Below are 18,716 nucleotides of genomic sequence, written 5' to 3' on the forward strand. Positions count from 1 at the left end.
GAGATTGGCAGTGTTCAATCTCCTTTTATATTTTCAATTCATTCCAAATTTTTTCATTATTTCAATTTCGAGAAATCAAATACTTCTATTCTAATTTCATCCTCCTTGGAATTAGGATCATCCGGGTGATTCAAAAACAAATTCAACCCATCTTCACTAACAAAATAATGATGTGCTAAGTATTTATTTTTCGGTAAATCGAATTCCACCAACAGCTTTAATGTTTCTGAATCGTATACACTTACCACAAATTGAGGTAAAAATTCAGAGAATTTCATAATGTTCAGATTTCTTTCTAAATCATCTCCTTTCCAACCCATTCTATAAACCAAATTTCTATATGGATCATGCAATAAGCCAATGTTTGATGCATATTTATACATTAATCTAAGGTTCTCATTAGCTGAATTGTTTCTAGGCTCAGATTTAAAATAACTGTCCGAAAAATTTTTGACAAGATTAGATTCTAATGTATGTAAACTTACTATGTCTTTTTGAACATCATATTTATGTAAAATATTATTATATCTAGTTAGTACAAATAATTCATCTCCACTTCCTGAGAAACTACTTCCTATTAAATTAGGTCCATTATTAAATAAAAAAGGGTCAAATTTAAAATTTAGAATTTTTATTTGTTCATTTCGTGGATTGAAAACTAAAAAAGGATAATAACGATTTAAAAAATCTTTATTCAACAAATTTTTAGATACTAGTCCTGGATTAAGACTTAATAAAATTCCATTGGACAGATTAACAAGTTGATTAGTATATCTTGATTGCGAAGTTAAAGGACCCAATAAATCAAAACCTGAAAAATCATACACATTTTGAACCTTAGCATTTTGATTAATTAAAGACAATTTGAATCCTGTTGGAAAGAAAATTGAATCTAAATTATGTAAATAAAATCCTAAAGGACTTCCTAGTCCATCTGGCCCTTCTTCCTGATACTTTAAAAACAGTTTGAATTTCTTTTCCTTAAAATCAAGCTGATGAATTGTCCTTCGATCTCGATTCATCCAATATAATCTGCTGTCAAAATACTGCATCGCAAAAGTGCTTGGAAAGATTGAATAATCAATTGGTAACGCTATTACCTCAGATCTGTAATTAAGAATATCTAAATCTTCTACCGTTTCATTTTTACAAGCAAATACGAGGAATAAACTTAAGGTGAAAAATAAATAATGAATTTTAAACATTTTTTATTGAGTTGAATATAACCATGAGAAATAATACCACCGAACCTGACCTTGCAGTTCGGTGGTATTATATTTTAATTACCTGAACCTGTGACAATTATTGGTTTACAACCATCATCAAGGGCACAATGACCGTCTACAAATGTAGGATCACAGCTAAAAAACTCATCACTCCACATACAGTCACTTGAAGATGCCTGAGAAGCTTCTGGGCTAAAAGTTGTAAAAGCAACTAATGACATGAGCCCAAATGAAAACATAATTAATTTACGCATATTATATAGAAATTTATACCCTTAGCAATATGCAGACAGGGCAAAAGCCTAATCAAACTATATTTGATTTGCTCAATAATAATAATAATAGATAATCGCAAACTTAATAAAATCAAATATTGATATATAAATAAAAAAATATTATATTATTTCTAATATTAACTCTATTTTCAAGCAACTTTAAGATGGAGTGATTTATTTTATAAATTAAGAATTAAAATTCTGAAAAAATAAAAAAGCTGGCAAATTGCCAGCTTTTTTGATTAATTATTAGAAACAAACTATCATCATTTTTTCAAAATATTGTTATTAACCCAATCAATTTCTTCCTCTCTGATGGTATGATTGGTGTCTTGGAAAATCAGAGTCTTGGTTGCTGCACCCATCAATTCAAATACCTCAGCAGAATCTTGGATCCTTGTCAAAGGAACGTGCATATCCTTGTGACTTGAGCCAATAAAGATTGGAGTACCTAAGAATTTTCCTGAATACTTTTCTGTATCTAATACTTCTCCAATTAATCCACCAGTAAAGGCAATCACTCCTCCATATTTATTTGCATTTCTAGCAGCATATTCCAGAGAAAGACAAGCACCTTGTGAGAATCCAATGAAATAAATTTGATCAGAAGTAAAGCCATTTTCTTTGGCTTCTTTGACAAGCTCGTCTATTATTTGAATTGCTTGGGTTAAAGAAGGCTCGTTGCTATGATCAGGAGCCATAAAGCTATAAGGATACCAAGTGTTGTTGGGAGCCTGAGGTGCTAGAATTGCAAAATCTTCTAAGTTGAGATAATCCTTCAAGCTGATTATACTTTCAGCAGAAACTCCTCTCCCATGAATCATAATAGCGACTTTCTTCGCGTCATCAAACGACTTTCCTACTCTTTTGGTATCAGACATATTTCTCTACGTTTAGTTGAACTTTAGCTAATTTAGGCTCGATTTTGTCTCGATGCTGCTCAGCCCAATCAGGTAATTTGAGCAACTCTCCCAAATGCGCTTCATCTTCATCAATAGCAAAACCAGGTTCATCGGTTGCGATTTCAAACAAAACTCCTCCCGGCTCTCTAAAGTAAATGGATTTGAAATAGTTTCTATCTTTCACTTCCGTTACCTGATAACCATTGTTCATTAAGATTTTCTGAATTTCTAACTGTGTTTGGGTATTGGCTGTCCTGAATGCAATGTGATGAACTGTTCCAGCACTTTGAACTCCCTGACGTCCGTTTTTGTCCAAGACTATATCTACGATATCTCCAGGCTTACCTGCGGTTCCATATCGGTATCGACCTTCTTCCTCAGCTATGAATTGATAATTCATAAATTGGGTGAGCAACTTTTCTGTAAGCTCTTTTGCTTTGAGGTTGAGGGTCGCTCCGTAAAAACCTTTAATCACATGTTCAGCAGGAATAAAACCATAAGTCCATCCTTTTCTTTCATCATTATCGTTGGCTATTAATTCAATCCCCATCCCATCATGGTCTTCGAATCGAATTAATTTTTCACCAAATCTGGTTAAAATATCAGACGTAGGAACTCTGTATTTTTGAAGTCTATCCACCCAATACTGCAAAGAAGCTTTGGATATCGAAAAGGCAGTGTACGTCATTTCACCAGTTCCCTTGGTTCCTTTCTTAGCTCCATCAAAGGGAAAAGTAGTAAATACAGTACCCGGCGTACCAAGTTCATCTCCAAAGTAAAAATGATAAACATCGGGAGCATCGAAGTTGATTGTCTTTTTCACCAATCTTAACCCAAGGATTCCTGTATAGAAATCCACATTTTTTTGCGCATTTCCCGCGATAGCCGTGATGTGATGAATACCTGTGATAAGTGCTGACATGATCTTGAAATTTTATTGTTTTTTTATAAGAGGCTGAAAGTTTTAACACCTTCAGCCTCGATATTATTTGTTCCTAATAATAGAAATTACTGCTTTACCAACTGAATACTCAAGATGATTCTAACTGCATCAGATACCACCACTGAACCAGCTTCTGTTATTGCATTCCACTTCAAGTTAAAATCTTTTCTGCTGATTTTACCTTCAATTTCAAATCCTGCTTTTGTTTGACCATAAGGATCACCTGCTACTCCACCAAAATCAACATCCAATTCAACTGCTTTCGTTACTTCTCTGATAGACAAATCACCTTTCAACTTATCACCTTCGATGATTCCTGAAAAAGACAATTTAGGATACTGAGCTGCATTGAAGAAATCATCAGACTTTAAGTGCCCATCTCTATCCGCTTGGTTAGTATCTATACTGTCGATGTCTGCTGAGAAAGATACTTTTGCTCCTTGGAAGTCTTCAGAAGAAGATTCTGCAGAACCTTCAAATTTTCTGAAGTAACCAGTCACAGTGGAAATCACTAAGTGTTTTACTTTAAAAGATACTTCTGAATGTGTTGGGTCAATTGCCCATTTTGTTGCTGTAGTGCTCATAATTTTAAATTTTGATTTGTTTTTAATAGTTATTTATTGTTTTAACATTGAATGTCTATACATTAATGAAGGTAAAAAAATTTAACCTCTTAATTTATCTAACAGCGTGTTAAGTTGTATTGTTTCTTCCTCTGAAAGATGAACAATTTGCTTATTAAAATCATAAACAGCCGATTCTAACTCCTTTAAGATTGCTAAACCCTTATCTGTAATCATAATATCTACCTGTCTTCGATCACTAGGACACTCTTCTCTTACAACGAAATCTTTTTGCTTTAACTTTTCTACCAGACGAGAAGCATTTGACATTTTATTCAACATTCTGTCCTGTATCGAGGAAACCGTTATTGGTTTACCATTTTGACCACGAAGAATTCTTAACACATTGTATTGTTCGGGCGACAAGGCAAGCGGCTTGAACAAAGAGCTTTGATTAGAAACAATGTAACTACTTGTATAGAGCAAATTCACGACCACTTTGTTAAATGGATCTTTAAATTCCTTTTGCTTAATTGCTTCTTCTATTCTCATTTGTATTTATTGTATTTGTATTAAATGTATATACATACAAATGTACGAAAAGGTTTAGAAGAATCAACATATTTTTAAAAAAACTTATTGGTGACCGTTATTTTATTTGAATTGGCTAAGCCATTCTAGAAGAAGCTTATTAATTTGTTCGGGCTTTTCTATACTGCTGCTGTGACCTGCTCCTTGGACGATGTGAAGACTTGCGTTAGGAATGGACATTTGGATAAACTTTGCTTTTTCGGGTTTGGTTGCCACATCCTCATCACCTACTACAATCATGGTAGGGCAATTGATTGCTCGAATCTCCTCCTCAACCCCTTTACGATAAATGACAGCCTCAACAGATTTAGTAATTGACCTTTTATTTGATCGCAATTCCTTTCTCCATTTTTTAATAAGACCATCGTTCTCTTTATTTTCAAGCCAAGATTGTGCAAACATGATTTTCATAACCGAATTTGCTACTGGTGGAACGACTCCAAACAATCCTACAATTCCATTCAGCATTTTATATTTGGGTAGATTTTCTACGGGTTCAGTATTTGCTGAAGTCTCCAATAAAATCAAACTTTTAATTTTCTCTGGATACCGTGCTGCTAAACGCATCCCAATAAATCCACCCATTGACAAACCAACAAAATGAACAGGCTTTCCTGCAAGATTATCAATAAGTTGTAGTGCATCTAATGTCAAGGTGTCCAAATCAAATGGAACTGAATTTTTTTCTGAGCTCCCTTGGCCTCTATGATCGTAAGCAATTACAATGAAGCTCTTTTTTAAAAAATTCACTTGATCAGCGAACATTTTATGACTCCATAATAGTCCATGAGAAAAAACGATCACTTCACTTCCAGACCCTTCCTTAATGTAGTGTAATTCTATGTTGTTGATAATGATACTAGGCATGGCTTTGAATTTAATGAAACTGAAAAATTAAAATCTCTCTTCTTTCATTTACGTCACATCTTTAAATTAAGATAAAGCATCAAGAAGAATTATTGAACTATCCCCATTTTTACCAAAAACTCTCTATTCAGAAGATGTCATAAATCACTCTGTCGGACCTCCTGTACCTTTATTCGTCTTCCCTTTTTCAAACTCCTCCAATTCTTCTATTGATTTAACTTTTTCATGAAGGACATTTGGAAATTCTTTCAAATGCAAGTCTCGCTGTGGGAAAGGAATCTCAATTCCATTTTCTTTAAATGATTTAAATATCCCACGCATCACAGTATTCCGGATATCAATCCACAAATCAAAATTCTCTACCCAAAACAAAACCCTAAACTCAACCGCGCTATCAGCAAAACTCTGCAAAAACACCTTTGGCGGAGGATTTTTCATGATCTCTTCAAGCTCTATTTGTTTTGTCAAGATATCTGAAACCAAATCCATATCAGAACCATAACTCACTCCAATAATCAATTCTACCCGCCTTTTTTGGTCAGATAGTGTCCAATTGATTAAATGTTGAGATAACAAATCACCATTTGGAATAATAATTTCTGACCCATCATAGGCTTGAATTTTACTTGACCTTATGCCGACATCTTTTACCGTCCCTGATCTTCCACCCACTTCTATGGCATCACCAATTTGGATAGGTTTTTCAAAAGCAAGAATAACACCCGATACAAGATTGTTCACAATGGTTTGAAGACCAAAACCAATCCCCAAAGAAAGTGCACCAAGTATAATCGCAATTTTATCAAAACCTATTCCTGATGCTCCAACAGCCAATAAAAACCCAACTGAAAGAACACCAAGTCTAATTAAAAGAATAGAAGATCCTAACCTCTTATCTCTAGACTCACCTTTTTGTTGATCTTTGATCGAAGCAAAGTAGGCAATGTTATTTGCTAGAATGCTAGATACATAAACGACTAAAAAGAATATTAATATATTTCCAAATGTGAATGAAGAGTTGATCAATGATCTTTCTGAGGTAAGAAACACCCGACTTTTATCCAAGAAAATATCTAGAAGAGATAAATTGTCAAGGAAATAGTAAGTCCAAATAAGCACTGCTATTCCATAAAAAATCTTTTTTATTCGCTTTTGGATGCCATGGAAATCTATATAGGAGGTAAAATCAGTTTCTTTTTTTCTACCTACTTCTATTTGAAGATAGATCACCTCCATGATGATTAAAACAAATAAATATAGACCAACAGCTTGTGCAAAACTCATCGTTGAAGCGACTCCAAGTAATTTGCTAAGTGTAAACCTCCCGAAAATATTTGCAAGAATAGACAAACCTTGCATGGCAATGTAAAATTTCACTAAAACCTCAATGAATGTAGGGAGCACATCTGGATTTTTATTTTGAAACTTCACTATCCGTATTGCCAAATAAATACCAAAAACACTAAGGACCAAAAGGTAATATCTTTCAGAATAATTGATGTCTCGATATAGGTTACTTACAGTATAAATCAAAAACATAAATGCAAATGCGAGCCAAGTTCTGAATAATGATTTGGGGAATTTTCCGTACAACAGAACCGTCACAGCTACCACAATTATCCAGTTCAAGACGGTAAGAAAGGAAATTGGTGGATTTGAAAAAATAAATGGAAATAGAGGGAGGAAAATAACAATCACACTTAAGAATGCATTACTCGGAACATACCTTGCTCTGTCTAGAATAATTTTTGAGAATTCTTTCTGAGATTTAATTACCTTTAAAATGTTCCTGACCCAAAAGTAAAAAAGGAAGAAGACCACACTTAAAAAAACACATAAGCTCTGATTGTTTTTTACATATCGCGAAAAAATCACCTCATTAAGCTTAAGAGAATCAAAAAAAACACCACTCAAATTAAGGGAGGAGTCGTAGTTTTTTGCTTCCCATGGATAAGACATATCTTTTGAAAGCAATGCCTTTTCAGCTTTTCTTTTTTCAATATCAATCTCCTCTGAGAGTTCAGAAATGTTAATCATCATTCTTGAGATTCTCGATTGATAATACGCTGTAAACACTCTTTGTTCACTAAGCAATTCTTCCGTTTTTTCGACTTGCTCCCTTAGCTGCGAGATGGCTGTTTGATACTCTCTTAAGATTGAAGGATCTCTCACATCTAATCGAAAGATCTGATCATCTTTAATTTCTTGCAATTGATCTCGCACAAGAACCAATTCTTCTGTTCTTAAAGTGACCTTTTTTTCTGCGATTTCTACCTGAGCACGGATATTTCTCAGCAAAATATCTAATTCATTTATATAGCGAATACTTATTTTGGAGTTTCCATCATTGAGCCTCTCTCTTACCACTCCGCTTAAAAGTTCTGCCAATGGAATTCCCTCCATGATTTCAAGAGTATCCAATTCTTTACTCAAAGTGAAATTCATTCTATTCAGCTGAATTGTATATTCTTGACCTTTACGGATACTTCCCTCTAAAGACGGCTTTTCCTCTTTGATTTCTTCTTGAGGATTTATTTCATCAGAAACCTTTAACAAAGTATCCAAACCTTGAGCTTCTGAATAATTCGCTGGGGCAGAGAACACTAAAAATAATATTGTGACAAATATTCCGTAGAATTTCATATTTTAATCATCATTTTCAAAACAAACTCAATATACATCTTAAAATCAAAAATCTTAAGCGAAATTAAGCTCATTGAAATATGTATATTAATCTAGGAAGAGAATTAAAGAATTTGTTTGAAACAAATAAATTGAATTCCCTCAACATTTCGATCTTTAAAAGCTGTGTTTTGTAAACTGAAACTGAAAATATTTGTTATCTAGGTGTAAAGTGAAATAAAATAAGCAATTCTGTTAAACCATGTTAAAAAGCAGGATATATATGATCATGAAGCTTGATTTTTGATAACTGATCACTGTAAATTTCGTGACAACAAATAAGAACTTAAACTCAAGATGAAATGAATAGAAAGCAATTTTTCCTCGGTATTATCTTAGCCTCCTTGATAGGTGGCGTGGTTGCATTAGCTGGAGCTAGTTACCTTGCGAATCAAAACACCGCCACAAGTTTCTCTGAGAAACAAGACACAAGTTTTGTCAATTGGCTATCGGATGACAAATTTACTGTCCCTGATGGTATTAATTTTGTCGCAGCAGCACAATTGGTAACTCCCGCTGTCGTGCATGTCAAAAGTTCAGTAACTGTAAGCCAAAGGCAAAGAGGAGCAGATCCACTAGAAGAATTATTCGGTTTTAGATCCCCCGATAGAAATCAAATGCCAAGGGAAGCAAGAAGCTCTGGGTCTGGAGTAATAATCTCAAAAGATGGATACATCGTTACAAACAACCATGTGATCGAAAATGCGACAAAAGTCGAGATCTCTCTCGAGAATAATACAAGATATACAGCAAGAGTTATTGGAACAGATCCAACTACTGATTTGGCACTTCTCAAAATCGAGGCCGATGGATTGCCATTTGTTAAATTTGGTAATTCTGATCAGACTAAAATCGGAGAATGGGTCCTTGCAGTAGGTAACCCGTTTGATTTAACTTCCACGGTAACTGCTGGAATTATTAGTGCAAAAGCTAGAAATATTGGGATCTTACGCTCTGCTGAAAACAACCTTTCTATAGAATCATTCCTTCAAACAGATGCAGTGGTCAATCCTGGTAATTCAGGAGGCGCATTAGTGAATCTTGCAGGTGAGTTGATAGGAATCAATACGGCAATCGCATCAAGAACAGGAACTTTCAACGGCTATGCGTTCGCTGTACCAAGTTCTATTGTGAATAAGGTTGTGGATGACCTGTTAGAATACGGAGCTGTTCAAAGGGGCTTACTTGGCGTAACAATCGTTGACGTCTCACCAGAATTGATAGATCAACTTAAACTTGATATTAAAGTTTCGCAGGGAGTTTACATCAATGGAGTTAATGAAGGAAGTGGTGGAAAAGAAGCAGGACTTCAAGAAGGTGATATTATTGTTGGTGTTGACGGAGTTACCACAAACTCTGTAGCGACACTACAGGAAATGGTAGCTAGAAAAAGACCAGGAGATCAGGTAGACATCAAATTCCTAAGAGATGGAAAAGAGATCGAAGCAAAGGCTACATTAAAAAATCTTTCGGGAGACACTAAAATTGTAAAGAAAGAAGTGCCAGTTGTCGCTAGCTTTAGTGGTGTCACGTTTGAAGATGTGAAACCTAATATTAAAGACAGATTGAATATCCAAGGTGGGGTTACTATCGTTTCTGTAGAGAATGAGGTATGGGCAGAATCGGGAGCAAGAGCAGGTTTTATTATCACATCAATTCTTGGTCGTGACGGAAGATTTAGAATAAATAGTGCCAACGAAGTTATCCAAATCCTCGAAGAGAATCGAGGTGAAGAAATAGTAATTCTTGGGATATATCCTAACGGACAAGAATACTACTTCGAAGTAAGCATAGAATAAAACGTAATTTAGTGTTTGAGTTGTTTGAAAAAGACTGGTCAATAGATCAGTCTTTTTTTAGCTTAATTGCTAGAGCATTAAAGTGTGTTTTTTAAGCTATCAAATAATATGTTTGAAAAAACCTCACCACCTTCTCTGTCCAAATGATCCATATCCCGAAAGAGGGAATCCACCTCTATTAATCGGTTATCAAAATCAAAAACTAATATATTATTCTTTAAAAATAAGCTATCGGCATGATAACTATTTTTTTCTAACATAGCAAAATACACTTTGGATACTGGAAATCTCACACCAATCAATTTAATATTATTTGATTTGCATGTTGAAATGATTCGCTGAAGTGCTGTAATCATCTTCTCAGAAGCAATTGGCTTTTCAAAATAATTTTTAAATCTCGATCTACTCTTCTCCTTTTGAACTTCAATAGGTAAGTCTTCCCACTGTTTTCTTGAAATTCTCCCACCCCATTTAGAAAAAGTAAACAATTCTTCTTGAATGAAATTTTTTATAACCAAACTGTATCGATCATTCAAAAAAATCAAGTAATATTTTAGATACTTATCATTGATAAAATCAAAATAGTTTGAATAATCTTCTTTTGATGTGTAAAATGCTGAGCGATCCAAATTATTCTGATTTTCCCTTGTTGGAGAGAGTGTATGGTCATCCACACTTATGTAAATAGTAGACACTTTTGAGTTTCTAATCAAATATTTGAGCTTTCTTTCCATATCAAGATAAGAGTCACTTTGACCAGAAAAATTATGCACATCGTATTTTTCTGAAAAGTCTCCAATTGGAACACCATGTGAATCTGCTAAAAGAAAAGAGGAAAACTCAAGATCAACATCTTCATAATCTTTGATATAAAAAGCTTTAATTAAAAAAAACAATAACACATTGAGGATCAATAGTATAATAAAAAAAAACGATAATTTATTCAAAAATGACTTCATAGTTATCCGTTTAAAATTGGAAATAAATAAACTCAATTTCTTCAGACGTATTTCCAAAAATATCTATCGCAAGAATGATCAATAAATACATAGACCACCTAAACACCCTGCTTCTCTTGATCCCAAATTTTGAAATTGCATATTGCCCCCCTCTACCTTTCCATTCTATGATGATAAATCCAGCAATCAGAACCAATAACGTAACGGCTCCTTTCAAATTAGTGAAATTTGGAATTGAAAATAAGTCTTCAGAAAACATCCCTCCGATATAACTCATAGCATGAGTCATATTTTCTGCTCTAAAAAAGATCCAAGCGAATACTGTCAACATAAAAGTGCTCAATATGGAGACTGTTTCTTTGAAACTTGGCAATCGACTTCCTTCTGCTGGTACATTTAGATTTTTTCTGTTTTTACCCGAGATCAAAGATGGAAGAAAATAAAGTGCATTCAATGCTCCCCAGACTATGAAAGTCCAGTTGGCACCATGCCAAAATCCGCTCACAAGGAAGATAATAAATGTATTTCTTATTTTTCCATACAGACTTCCCCTACTTCCTCCCAATGGGATGTAGACATAATCTCTAAACCAAGTCGTCAGTGACATGTGCCATCTTCGCCAAAACTCTGCAATATCTCGAGAGAAGTAAGGAAATGCAAAATTTTGCATTAAACTGAAACCAAACAATCTTGATGTACCAATGGCAATATCTGAATAACCAGAGAAATCTCCATAAATCTGAAATGCAAAAAAGAATGCTCCTAATACCAACATGCTTCCTGAATATTCTGATGAATTATTAAAAATTAAATTGGCATATTCAGCACAATTATCTGCGATCACCATTTTCTTAAACAAGCCCCACAATATTTGTCTCAAACCATCTATAGCCAATGAAGAGTCAAAAACTCTTTTCTTATAAAACTGGGGCAAAAGATTGGTAGCTCGCTCTATTGGGCCTGCCATAAGTTGTGGAAAAAAGCTAACGAAAGCAGTAAAGGATATCCAATCCCGAGTAGGTTCCAACTTTCTTCTGTACACATCAATAGAATAACTTAGCGTCTGAAAAGTGTAAAAGCTAATACCAACAGGAAGAATAATATTCAGAGAATTGACCTGAATAGGCATCCCTGCGATTGAAAAGGCTGCTGTAAAATTATCAAGAAAGAAGTTGTAATATTTGAAAAACCCTAAAAACCCTATATTAACTAATACACTAACAATCAGCAACCCCCGTCTTTTTAATTTATCTCCTTCCTTCCCTAATTCTATTCCTATTAAAAAATCAATAAGTGTGCTGAAGGCAATCAGAGCTAAAAACCTCCAATCCCACCAACCATAAAACACATAGCTAACTACAACGATTAAGAGATTTTGGGATCTTAAATTATTTTTAAAAACAAACCAGTATAAAAAAAATACGATAGGCAAAAAAACAGCAAAATCAAGAGAGTTGAAGAGCATGATTGAAATCGTGAATTATCTTTTTTAAAGAAAATAAATATACTGACTAACTCACAAACATATTAAAAATGTCAATCGATAAAAAAATAAATTTAAAACATACGAAATCACTTAAAATTCAATGGCCAAACGACTTAAAAAAGAATCGGTATAACAAACTACTTATCAATATGTTATAAATATTTGACACCACGGAAGCCACACTGATACAAACTATATAAAATATATGTTTCTAATGTAGATTTAGATTCTTATATTAAGGTAGTTTATAATTAAAATCACTCATGGGAAAATTTATCGAATCCAAACAGAAGGGTATTTGCCTTCAAACAAAAAAGGCTATTAAAGTTGGAGACTCAGTATTTTACTTTCCTGGAAGAGGGATGTTTTGCATAGATTCTCAAATCTATCAAGAACATCTAAAGAATGGCGCTTACTCAGAAAACAATGAATCAGAGACAAGAGAAGATATTGCAGATATCTTTGTTGAATAGTAAAACTTCAATTATCCAATTGTAATTTATTCAGCCCTAGTTTGACTACTAAGTCTGAACTCTTTATTGAAAGTGACAAAAAAAAGCAGCTCGAAAGCTGCTTTTTTAAATTTATTAAATTAGAATATACTTATTTCTTTGGGAAATATGCTGTTTCGCCTAGTTGCTCTTCGATTCTTAGCAATTGATTGTATTTTGCCATTCTATCTGATCTAGAAGCAGAACCAGTTTTAATCTGTCCACAGTTCACTGCCACAGCCAAATCAGCAATTGTTGAGTCTTCTGTTTCACCTGATCTATGTGACATCACAGCGGTAAAGCCAGCTTTATGTGCAAGAGATATTGCATTCAAAGTCTCTGTCAAGGTACCAATTTGATTCACCTTGATCAAAATAGAATTTGCAGATTTCTCTTCAATTCCTCTTTGAAGGAATTTAACATTTGTCACAAACAAGTCGTCACCAACCAATTGTACTTTGTCTCCAATCTTAGCGGTTAGCATAGCCCAACCTTGCCAATCCTCTTCTGCAAAACCATCTTCAATAGAATCTATTGGATATTTTTCAGTAAGCTCTGCCAAATAAGCAACTTGCTCTTCTCTAGATCTGATTTTACCTGATTCCCCCTCAAACTTTTTGTAGTCATATTGACCATCTTTGAAAAACTCTGAAGCCGCACAATCCAAAGCAATAGTGATTTCTTCACCTGCTTTGTAACCTGCCTTATCAATAGCTTCAAGGATACAAGCTAAAGCTTCTTCAGTTCCTCCGGAGAAATTTGGAGCAAAACCACCTTCATCACCTACTGCAGTACTTAGACCTTTGTCATGTAGAATCTTTTTCAAATGATGAAAAATCTCAGCACCCATTCTAATTGCTTCCGAGAATGTCTCAGCACCAACAGGTCTTATCATAAATTCTTGAAATGCGATAGGAGCATCTGAGTGAGAACCACCGTTGATGATATTCATCATTGGTACAGGAAGCGTATTTGCATTTACACCGCCTATGTATCTATATAGAGGCTGACCAGCTTCCATAGCTGCTGCTTTAGCTACTGCCAAAGAAACACCAAGGATGGCATTAGCACCCAATTTACTTTTATTAGGAGTCCCATCAAGATCAATCATGATATGATCTATAAGGTTTTGCTCAAAGACATCTAGTCCTAGTAATTCTGGAGCTATGACATCATTAACATTAGAAATAGCCTTTAATACACCTTTTCCAAGGTACTTTGATTTATCTCCATCACGAAGTTCTACTGCTTCATTGACGCCCGTCGATGCACCACTAGGTACCGCAGCCCTTCCAAAAGCTCCATTTTCAGTAAACACATCTACTTCTAAAGTTGGATTACCTCTTGAGTCTAAAATCTGTCTTGCGTGGATTGATTGAATTAATGTCATAATTTTTAAATGGTTTAAATAGGTTTTAGTTTTTGTTCATTAAAGATACAAAATCATCAAATAAATACCTCGAATCATGAGGTCCTGGAGATGATTCTGGATGATATTGCACAGAGAATGCAGGTTTGTTTTTTAGTTTGATCCCTGCAATTGTCCCATCATTGAGGTGAATATGCGTAATTTCAAGCTGATCATTATTCTCTACATCCTCTCGTTTCACAACAAATCCATGGTTTTGAGAAGTGATTTCGCTCATTCCTGTTAAAATATTTTTTATTGGGTGATTCAAACCTCTATGTCCATGATGCATTTTGTAGGTAGAGACACCACATGCTTCTGCAAGTATTTGATGTCCTAAACAAATCCCAAATACAGGTTTACCAGAATCTAAAATTTCTTTTGTAGTCTTTACAGCATAATCCATTACAGCAGGATCACCGGGCCCATTAGATAAAAAATATCCATTGGGATTCCATTCTTGAATTTCACCAAAAGAAGTTTTAGCAGGAAACACTTTACAATAAACTCCTCTATCGGCGAGATTTCTCAAGATATTTTTCTTTATTCCAAAATCCATACATGCTACCTTCAATGGAGCGTTTTCATCTCCAAAAAAGTAAGGTTCTTTAGTACAAACTTTAGAAGAAAGTTCTAAACCATTCATATCAGGAACAAGATTCAACTGACCTTTAAGACCTGCTAAATCATCCTCAAATTCGGAGCTGATAATGGCATTCATAGCCCCCTTAGAACGAAGGTGTCTCACCAACATTCTAGTATCTATATCAGCAATACCAGTGATATTATGATTTACTAAATAGTCTTGGAGTGAGCTATCGGCATCAACTCTACTGTAAACATTTGAAAAAGAATTAACTACTATTCCGGCTACAGTTGGTGAATCAGATTCGACTTCTTCATCAATCACACCATAGTTACCAATATGTGAGGTGGTAGTAACTACAATTTGACCAGTATACGAAGGATCGGTATAGATTTCTTGATATCCTGTCATACCTGTATTGAAACATATCTCGCCACCATTAGTACCTGGCTTTCCGATTAAAGTACCGCGGAAAATAGTTCCGTCAGCAAGAAGGAGTGTTGCTTTTTGTTTGTTCATTTTAACTAGAAGATTTGTCAAATTTAAGAAATTTCTGAAGATAATTTTTCTTATAAGGGAAACGATATAAAAAAAGGGATTGAACAAAAGTCCAATCCCCTTATATTAAGATCATCGCAACATATTATTCTGCAGCGTTATCATCTTTCTTTTCATCTTCTGTAGCTGATTCCCCAGTTTTAGCAACTGTTTCAGTAGCAGCAGAACCAGAACCTCTTCTACTTCTTCTAGTAGTTTTCTTAGCAGGTTTAGCATCTTTCAACATCAATTCATTGAAATCAACTAATTCGATGATACACATTTCAGCATTATCACCAAGACGATTACCAGTTTTAATAATTCTAGTATACCCTCCAGGTCTAGTTGCAACTTTCTCCACTACTTCACCAAAAAGAGTCTTGATAGAATCTTTGCTTTGTAGGTATGAAAATACAATTCTTCTGTTGTGTGTAGTATCTTCCTTAGCTCTAGAGATAAGAGGCTCTACATATTTTCTCAATTCCTTAGCCTTTGCAAGCGTTGTAGAAATACGCTTGTGAAGAATTAGTGAGGAAGCCATGTTAGAAAGCATTGCTTTTCTATGACTTGCTGTCCTTCCAAGGTGGTTAAATTTCTTACCGTGTCTCATTTTATTTACTCTTCATCAAGTTTATACTTAGATAAATCCATTCCGAAGGTCAAACCTTTTTCTTGGATTAATTGCTCCAATTCAGCAAGAGATTTTTTACCAAAATTTCTAAATTTCATCATGTCAGAAATTTCTAATTTGGCAAGATCACCTAGCGTCTTTACGTCTGCAGCTTTTAAGCAATTGAATGCTCTCACTGACAGATCCAAATCACCGAGAGAAGTTTTCAACAACTTTCTCATGTGAAGGAATTCTTCATCAATAGGCTCAGGTTCTGAAACTCCAGTAGAGTCAAGTACCATTGTCTGATCTGAAAACAACATAAAATGCTGAATAAGAATCTTTGCAGACTCTTGAAGTGCCTTTTCCGGATGGATAGAACCATCTGTTGTAACTTCAAGAATCAATTTTTCAAAGTCAGTTTTTTGTTCAACCCTTGTATTTTCAATGCTATATTTTACATTTTTAATTGGTGTAAAAATCGCATCAATTGGGATAACACCAAAAACTTGCTCTTTTGGTTTGGACTCTTCAGCAGGTAAATATCCTCTACCTTTTTCTACTGAAAGTTCAACTTCTAGACTTTTTGACTCATCCAAGTGGCAAATCACCAAATCGGGATTCAAAACCTCGAAAGAGGAAGTAAATTTCGCGATATCTCCAGCAGTGAAAACAGACTGATTTTTAACTTCTACGGTTATTTTACCGTCGATAGCTTCATGTACTTTTTTAAATCTAACCTGCTTTAGGTTAAGAATTATATCAGTAACATCTTCTACAACTCCTTCGAGCGTGGAAAATTCATGAACCACCCCTGGAAGTTTCACAGATGTGATGGCATAACCCTCAAGAGAAGATAACAAAATTCTCCTCAAGGCATTACCAATGGTGACCCCATAGCCTTTTTCAAGTGGCTTGAAGGTAAATAGGCCGTGAAAATCATCCGCCTTTTCCATCACCACTTTTTCGGGCATTTGAAATGCTAGTATGGACATATCAATAGTTCTTTTTAAGTCTGAATTAATATTACTTAGAGTAAAGCTCGACAATCAGTTGTTCTTTGATATTCTCAGGAATATCATCTCTAACTGGAATGCTTACGAACTTACCTGCTAATGAAGTGTTATCCCACTCTAACCATGAATAACGCGCTGTACCTTTACCTGCTAAACTAGCAGTGATCGCTTCAAGAGATTTAGATCTCTCTCTAACCGATACAACATCACCAGGTTTTAAAGAATATGATGGAATATTTACCAATTCACCATTTACAAGGATATGCTTGTGAGATGTAAGCTGTCTAGCAGCTCTTCTTGTAGGAGCAATACCTAATCTGTAAACCACATTGTCTAATCTTGCTTCTAACAATTGTAAAAGGTTTTCACCAGTGATACCTTGTTTTCTAGAAGCAATATCAAACATTTTGGAGAATTGTCTTTCCAAAATACCGTAGATGTATTTCGCTTTTTGTTTTTCAGCAAGCTGAATAGCATATTCAGACTGCTTTTTTCTTCTACCTCTACCATGTTGTCCTGGAGGGTAGTTTTTCTTTTGAAGTGCCTTGCTTTGTCCTTCAATAGGCTCACCGAATTTTCTAGCAATCTTTGCCTTTGGACCTCTATATCTAGCCATTCTATATCTTCTTTAATGAATTAAACTCTTCTACGTTTCGGAGGACGACAACCGTTGTGCGGAAGTGGAGTCACATCAATAATCGTAGTCACATCAAGACCTACATTTTGTAAAGTTCTAATAGCAGATTCTCTACCTGCACCAGGACCTTTTACAAAAACCTCAATTTTTCTCAATCCTAAATCATATGCTACCTGACCGCAATTTTGCGCTGCCATTTGTGCTGCATAAGGTGTATTCTTCTTAGAACCTCTGAATCCCATTTTACCGGCAGAAGCCCAAGAGATCACCTGTCCAGAATTATTGGTAATAGAGATGATGATATTGTTAAAAGAAGCTTTGATATGTACTTGACCTACCGCTTCGACTTTAACTACTCTTTTTTTACCTTTAGCTTTATCGTTTCTTTTCTGAGCCATAATCTAAATCAAGATTTATTTAGTTGCTTTCTTTTTGTTAGCAACAGTCTTTCTCTTACCTTTTCTTGTTCTGGCGTTATTTTTAGTCTTCTGACCTCTCAAAGGAAGACCTTTTCTATGTCTAAGACCTCTATAACAACCAATATCCATTAATCTTTTTATATTAAGCTGGATCTCAGATTTCAAAACACCTTCTGTTCTGTATTCTTCAGCAATAATATTTCTAATAGCGGTAGATTCTTCATCGTCCCACTCACCCGCTTTCTTGTCAAAGGAAATGCCTGCTTTCTCTAGGATAGCTTTAGCTGCACTTCTACCTATACCGAAAATATAAGTAAGGCCGATTTCTCCTCGCTTGTTGTCTGGAATGTCAACTCCTGCAATTCTTGCCATAATTATTAACCTTGTCTTTGTTTAAACTTAGGATTTTTCTTGTTGATCACGTAAAGCTTTCCGTTTCTTCTGATCACTTTACAGTCAACACTTCTTTTCTTGATTGATGTCTTTACTTTCATGACAGTTTATTTGTATCGATAAACAATTCTACCTTTAGAAAGATCGTAAGGAGAAAGCTCTAACTTCACTTTATCTCCTGGAAGGATCTTAATGTAATTCATTCTCATTTTTCCCGAAATATGAGCAATTAACTGATGCCCATTCTCAAGTTCCACTTTAAACATTGCATTGGACAATGCTTCTACTATAGTCCCATCTTGTTCAATAGATGTCTGTTTAGCCAT

21 protein-coding genes are annotated in these 18,716 nt (G+C 34.8%); 2 read left to right on the top strand and 19 right to left on the bottom strand.

Annotation, left to right across the window (positions count from 1 at the left end; translation table 11 throughout):
- Window positions 1-56: 56 nt before the first annotated feature.
- From IEV57_RS12245 to IEV57_RS12280, 8 genes are all read right to left on the bottom strand, one after another.
- Entirely contained in the window at window positions 57-1,205 is a 1,149-nt protein-coding gene (locus tag IEV57_RS12245; RefSeq protein WP_188443242.1) for a DUF4221 family protein, read from the bottom strand.
- Between the two features lie 74 nt (window positions 1,206-1,279).
- Complete coding sequence (locus IEV57_RS12250) at window positions 1,280-1,480, bottom strand: hypothetical protein (RefSeq protein ID WP_188443244.1); 201 nt, start codon at window positions 1,478-1,480, stop codon at window positions 1,280-1,282.
- A 287-nt stretch (window positions 1,481-1,767) separates the two neighbouring features.
- Window positions 1,768-2,382: an alpha/beta hydrolase gene (locus IEV57_RS12255; RefSeq protein ID WP_188443246.1), complete on the bottom strand. Its 615-nt coding sequence runs from the start codon at window positions 2,380-2,382 to the stop codon at window positions 1,768-1,770.
- Window positions 2,375-3,325, bottom strand: a complete 951-nt coding sequence (locus IEV57_RS12260) for a ring-cleaving dioxygenase (protein ID WP_188443248.1) — start codon at window positions 3,323-3,325, stop codon at window positions 2,375-2,377. Before IEV57_RS12260 ends, IEV57_RS12255 begins: the two co-directional genes overlap by 8 nt.
- An 86-nt stretch (window positions 3,326-3,411) precedes the next feature.
- Window positions 3,412-3,930, bottom strand: a complete 519-nt coding sequence (locus IEV57_RS12265; protein ID WP_188443250.1) for a YceI family protein — start codon at window positions 3,928-3,930, stop codon at window positions 3,412-3,414.
- Window positions 3,931-4,011: 81 nt separating this feature from the next.
- On the bottom strand, window positions 4,012-4,461 hold the full coding sequence (locus IEV57_RS12270) for a MarR family winged helix-turn-helix transcriptional regulator (RefSeq protein WP_188443252.1): 450 nt from the start codon (window positions 4,459-4,461) through the stop codon (window positions 4,012-4,014).
- 102 nt (window positions 4,462-4,563) lie between these two features.
- Window positions 4,564-5,367 carry an alpha/beta fold hydrolase gene (locus IEV57_RS12275; protein ID WP_188443254.1) on the bottom strand — a complete coding sequence of 268 codons (804 nt, stop codon included), beginning with the start codon at window positions 5,365-5,367 and terminating at the stop codon, window positions 4,564-4,566.
- Between the two features lie 144 nt (window positions 5,368-5,511).
- Window positions 5,512-8,010: a mechanosensitive ion channel domain-containing protein gene (locus IEV57_RS12280; RefSeq protein ID WP_188443256.1), complete on the bottom strand. Its 2,499-nt coding sequence runs from the start codon at window positions 8,008-8,010 to the stop codon at window positions 5,512-5,514.
- A 341-nt stretch (window positions 8,011-8,351) separates the two neighbouring features.
- Between IEV57_RS12280 and IEV57_RS12285 the strand changes: the two genes are divergently transcribed.
- Window positions 8,352-9,848 carry a trypsin-like peptidase domain-containing protein gene (locus IEV57_RS12285; protein ID WP_188443258.1) on the top strand — a complete coding sequence of 499 codons (1,497 nt, stop codon included), beginning with the start codon at window positions 8,352-8,354 and terminating at the stop codon, window positions 9,846-9,848.
- 77 nt (window positions 9,849-9,925) lie between these two features.
- On the opposite strand, the gene IEV57_RS12290 is transcribed toward IEV57_RS12285, so the two are convergent.
- Together IEV57_RS12290 and IEV57_RS12295 are read right to left on the bottom strand one after the other, a co-directional pair.
- Window positions 9,926-10,807, bottom strand: a complete 882-nt coding sequence (locus tag IEV57_RS12290) for a hypothetical protein (protein ID WP_188443259.1) — start codon at window positions 10,805-10,807, stop codon at window positions 9,926-9,928.
- 10 nt (window positions 10,808-10,817) lie between these two features.
- Window positions 10,818-12,272, bottom strand: coding sequence for an MBOAT family O-acyltransferase (locus tag IEV57_RS12295; protein ID WP_188443261.1), 1,455 nt, complete (start codon window positions 12,270-12,272; stop codon window positions 10,818-10,820).
- A 284-nt stretch (window positions 12,273-12,556) separates the two neighbouring features.
- On the opposite strand from IEV57_RS12295, the gene IEV57_RS12300 reads away from it, so the two are divergent.
- Window positions 12,557-12,766, top strand: coding sequence for a hypothetical protein (locus tag IEV57_RS12300; protein ID WP_188443264.1), 210 nt, complete (start codon window positions 12,557-12,559; stop codon window positions 12,764-12,766).
- A gap of 130 nt (window positions 12,767-12,896) precedes the next feature.
- Here the strand turns inward: IEV57_RS12300 and eno are convergent, their stop codons facing one another.
- From eno to infA, 9 genes are all read right to left on the bottom strand, one after another.
- A complete protein-coding gene (eno, locus tag IEV57_RS12305; protein WP_188443266.1) occupies window positions 12,897-14,174 on the bottom strand; it encodes a phosphopyruvate hydratase in 1,278 nt (425 codons plus the stop codon).
- A 25-nt stretch (window positions 14,175-14,199) separates the two neighbouring features.
- Window positions 14,200-15,297, bottom strand: a complete 1,098-nt coding sequence (gene carA / locus IEV57_RS12310) for a glutamine-hydrolyzing carbamoyl-phosphate synthase small subunit (protein WP_188443275.1) — start codon at window positions 15,295-15,297, stop codon at window positions 14,200-14,202.
- Between the two features lie 124 nt (window positions 15,298-15,421).
- The gene (rplQ, locus tag IEV57_RS12315; protein ID WP_188443277.1) at window positions 15,422-15,925 is read right to left on the bottom strand and encodes a 50S ribosomal protein L17; all 504 of its coding nucleotides are present in this window, start codon (window positions 15,923-15,925) and stop codon (window positions 15,422-15,424) included.
- Between the two features lie 5 nt (window positions 15,926-15,930).
- The gene (locus tag IEV57_RS12320) at window positions 15,931-16,920 is read right to left on the bottom strand and encodes a DNA-directed RNA polymerase subunit alpha (protein ID WP_188443278.1); all 990 of its coding nucleotides are present in this window, start codon (window positions 16,918-16,920) and stop codon (window positions 15,931-15,933) included.
- Window positions 16,921-16,951: 31 nt separating this feature from the next.
- Complete coding sequence (gene rpsD / locus IEV57_RS12325; RefSeq protein ID WP_188443286.1) at window positions 16,952-17,557, bottom strand: 30S ribosomal protein S4; 606 nt, start codon at window positions 17,555-17,557, stop codon at window positions 16,952-16,954.
- A gap of 20 nt (window positions 17,558-17,577) precedes the next feature.
- Window positions 17,578-17,976, bottom strand: coding sequence for a 30S ribosomal protein S11 (gene rpsK / locus IEV57_RS12330; protein ID WP_014772316.1), 399 nt, complete (start codon window positions 17,974-17,976; stop codon window positions 17,578-17,580).
- Between the two features lie 15 nt (window positions 17,977-17,991).
- Window positions 17,992-18,369: a 30S ribosomal protein S13 gene (rpsM, locus tag IEV57_RS12335; RefSeq protein ID WP_014772315.1), complete on the bottom strand. Its 378-nt coding sequence runs from the start codon at window positions 18,367-18,369 to the stop codon at window positions 17,992-17,994.
- Window positions 18,370-18,374: 5 nt separating this feature from the next.
- Window positions 18,375-18,491 (bottom strand): 50S ribosomal protein L36, encoded by a 117-nt coding sequence (gene rpmJ / locus IEV57_RS12340; protein WP_113924123.1) that lies wholly within the window; start codon window positions 18,489-18,491, stop codon window positions 18,375-18,377.
- A 6-nt stretch (window positions 18,492-18,497) separates the two neighbouring features.
- Complete coding sequence (gene infA, locus IEV57_RS12345) at window positions 18,498-18,716, bottom strand: translation initiation factor IF-1 (RefSeq protein ID WP_009034195.1); 219 nt, start codon at window positions 18,714-18,716, stop codon at window positions 18,498-18,500.

The organism is Belliella aquatica (genome assembly GCF_014637795.1).
GTDB classification, from domain to species: domain Bacteria; phylum Bacteroidota; class Bacteroidia; order Cytophagales; family Cyclobacteriaceae; genus Belliella; species Belliella aquatica.

Bases quoted from the DNA above. Each gene is read 5' to 3' on its own strand.
- carA (WP_188443275.1), bottom strand. From the start codon at position 15,297: ATGAACAAACAAAAAGCAACACTCCTTCTTGCTGACGGAACTATTTTC.
- rpsM (WP_014772315.1), bottom strand. From the start codon at position 18,369: ATGGCAAGAATTGCAGGAGTTGACATTCCAGACAACAAGCGAGGAGAA.
- IEV57_RS12255 (WP_188443246.1), bottom strand. From the start codon at position 2,382: ATGTCTGATACCAAAAGAGTAGGAAAGTCGTTTGATGACGCGAAGAAA.
- IEV57_RS12300 (WP_188443264.1), top strand. From the start codon at position 12,557: ATGGGAAAATTTATCGAATCCAAACAGAAGGGTATTTGCCTTCAAACA.
- IEV57_RS12265 (WP_188443250.1), bottom strand. From the start codon at position 3,930: ATGAGCACTACAGCAACAAAATGGGCAATTGACCCAACACATTCAGAA.
- IEV57_RS12260 (WP_188443248.1), bottom strand. From the start codon at position 3,325: ATGTCAGCACTTATCACAGGTATTCATCACATCACGGCTATCGCGGGA.
- IEV57_RS12290 (WP_188443259.1), bottom strand. From the start codon at position 10,807: ATGAAGTCATTTTTGAATAAATTATCGTTTTTTTTTATTATACTATTG.
- IEV57_RS12275 (WP_188443254.1), bottom strand. From the start codon at position 5,367: ATGCCTAGTATCATTATCAACAACATAGAATTACACTACATTAAGGAA.
- IEV57_RS12250 (WP_188443244.1), bottom strand. From the start codon at position 1,480: ATGCGTAAATTAATTATGTTTTCATTTGGGCTCATGTCATTAGTTGCT.
- infA (WP_009034195.1), bottom strand. From the start codon at position 18,716: ATGGCTAAACAGACATCTATTGAACAAGATGGGACTATAGTAGAAGCA.
- IEV57_RS12285 (WP_188443258.1), top strand. From the start codon at position 8,352: ATGAATAGAAAGCAATTTTTCCTCGGTATTATCTTAGCCTCCTTGATA.
- eno (WP_188443266.1), bottom strand. From the start codon at position 14,174: ATGACATTAATTCAATCAATCCACGCAAGACAGATTTTAGACTCAAGA.
- IEV57_RS12320 (WP_188443278.1), bottom strand. From the start codon at position 16,920: ATGTCCATACTAGCATTTCAAATGCCCGAAAAAGTGGTGATGGAAAAG.
- rpmJ (WP_113924123.1), bottom strand. From the start codon at position 18,491: ATGAAAGTAAAGACATCAATCAAGAAAAGAAGTGTTGACTGTAAAGTG.
- rpsD (WP_188443286.1), bottom strand. From the start codon at position 17,557: ATGGCTAGATATAGAGGTCCAAAGGCAAAGATTGCTAGAAAATTCGGT.
- IEV57_RS12280 (WP_188443256.1), bottom strand. From the start codon at position 8,010: ATGAAATTCTACGGAATATTTGTCACAATATTATTTTTAGTGTTCTCT.
- rpsK (WP_014772316.1), bottom strand. From the start codon at position 17,976: ATGGCTCAGAAAAGAAACGATAAAGCTAAAGGTAAAAAAAGAGTAGTT.
- IEV57_RS12245 (WP_188443242.1), bottom strand. From the start codon at position 1,205: ATGTTTAAAATTCATTATTTATTTTTCACCTTAAGTTTATTCCTCGTA.
- IEV57_RS12270 (WP_188443252.1), bottom strand. From the start codon at position 4,461: ATGAGAATAGAAGAAGCAATTAAGCAAAAGGAATTTAAAGATCCATTT.
- rplQ (WP_188443277.1), bottom strand. From the start codon at position 15,925: ATGAGACACGGTAAGAAATTTAACCACCTTGGAAGGACAGCAAGTCAT.
- IEV57_RS12295 (WP_188443261.1), bottom strand. From the start codon at position 12,272: ATGCTCTTCAACTCTCTTGATTTTGCTGTTTTTTTGCCTATCGTATTT.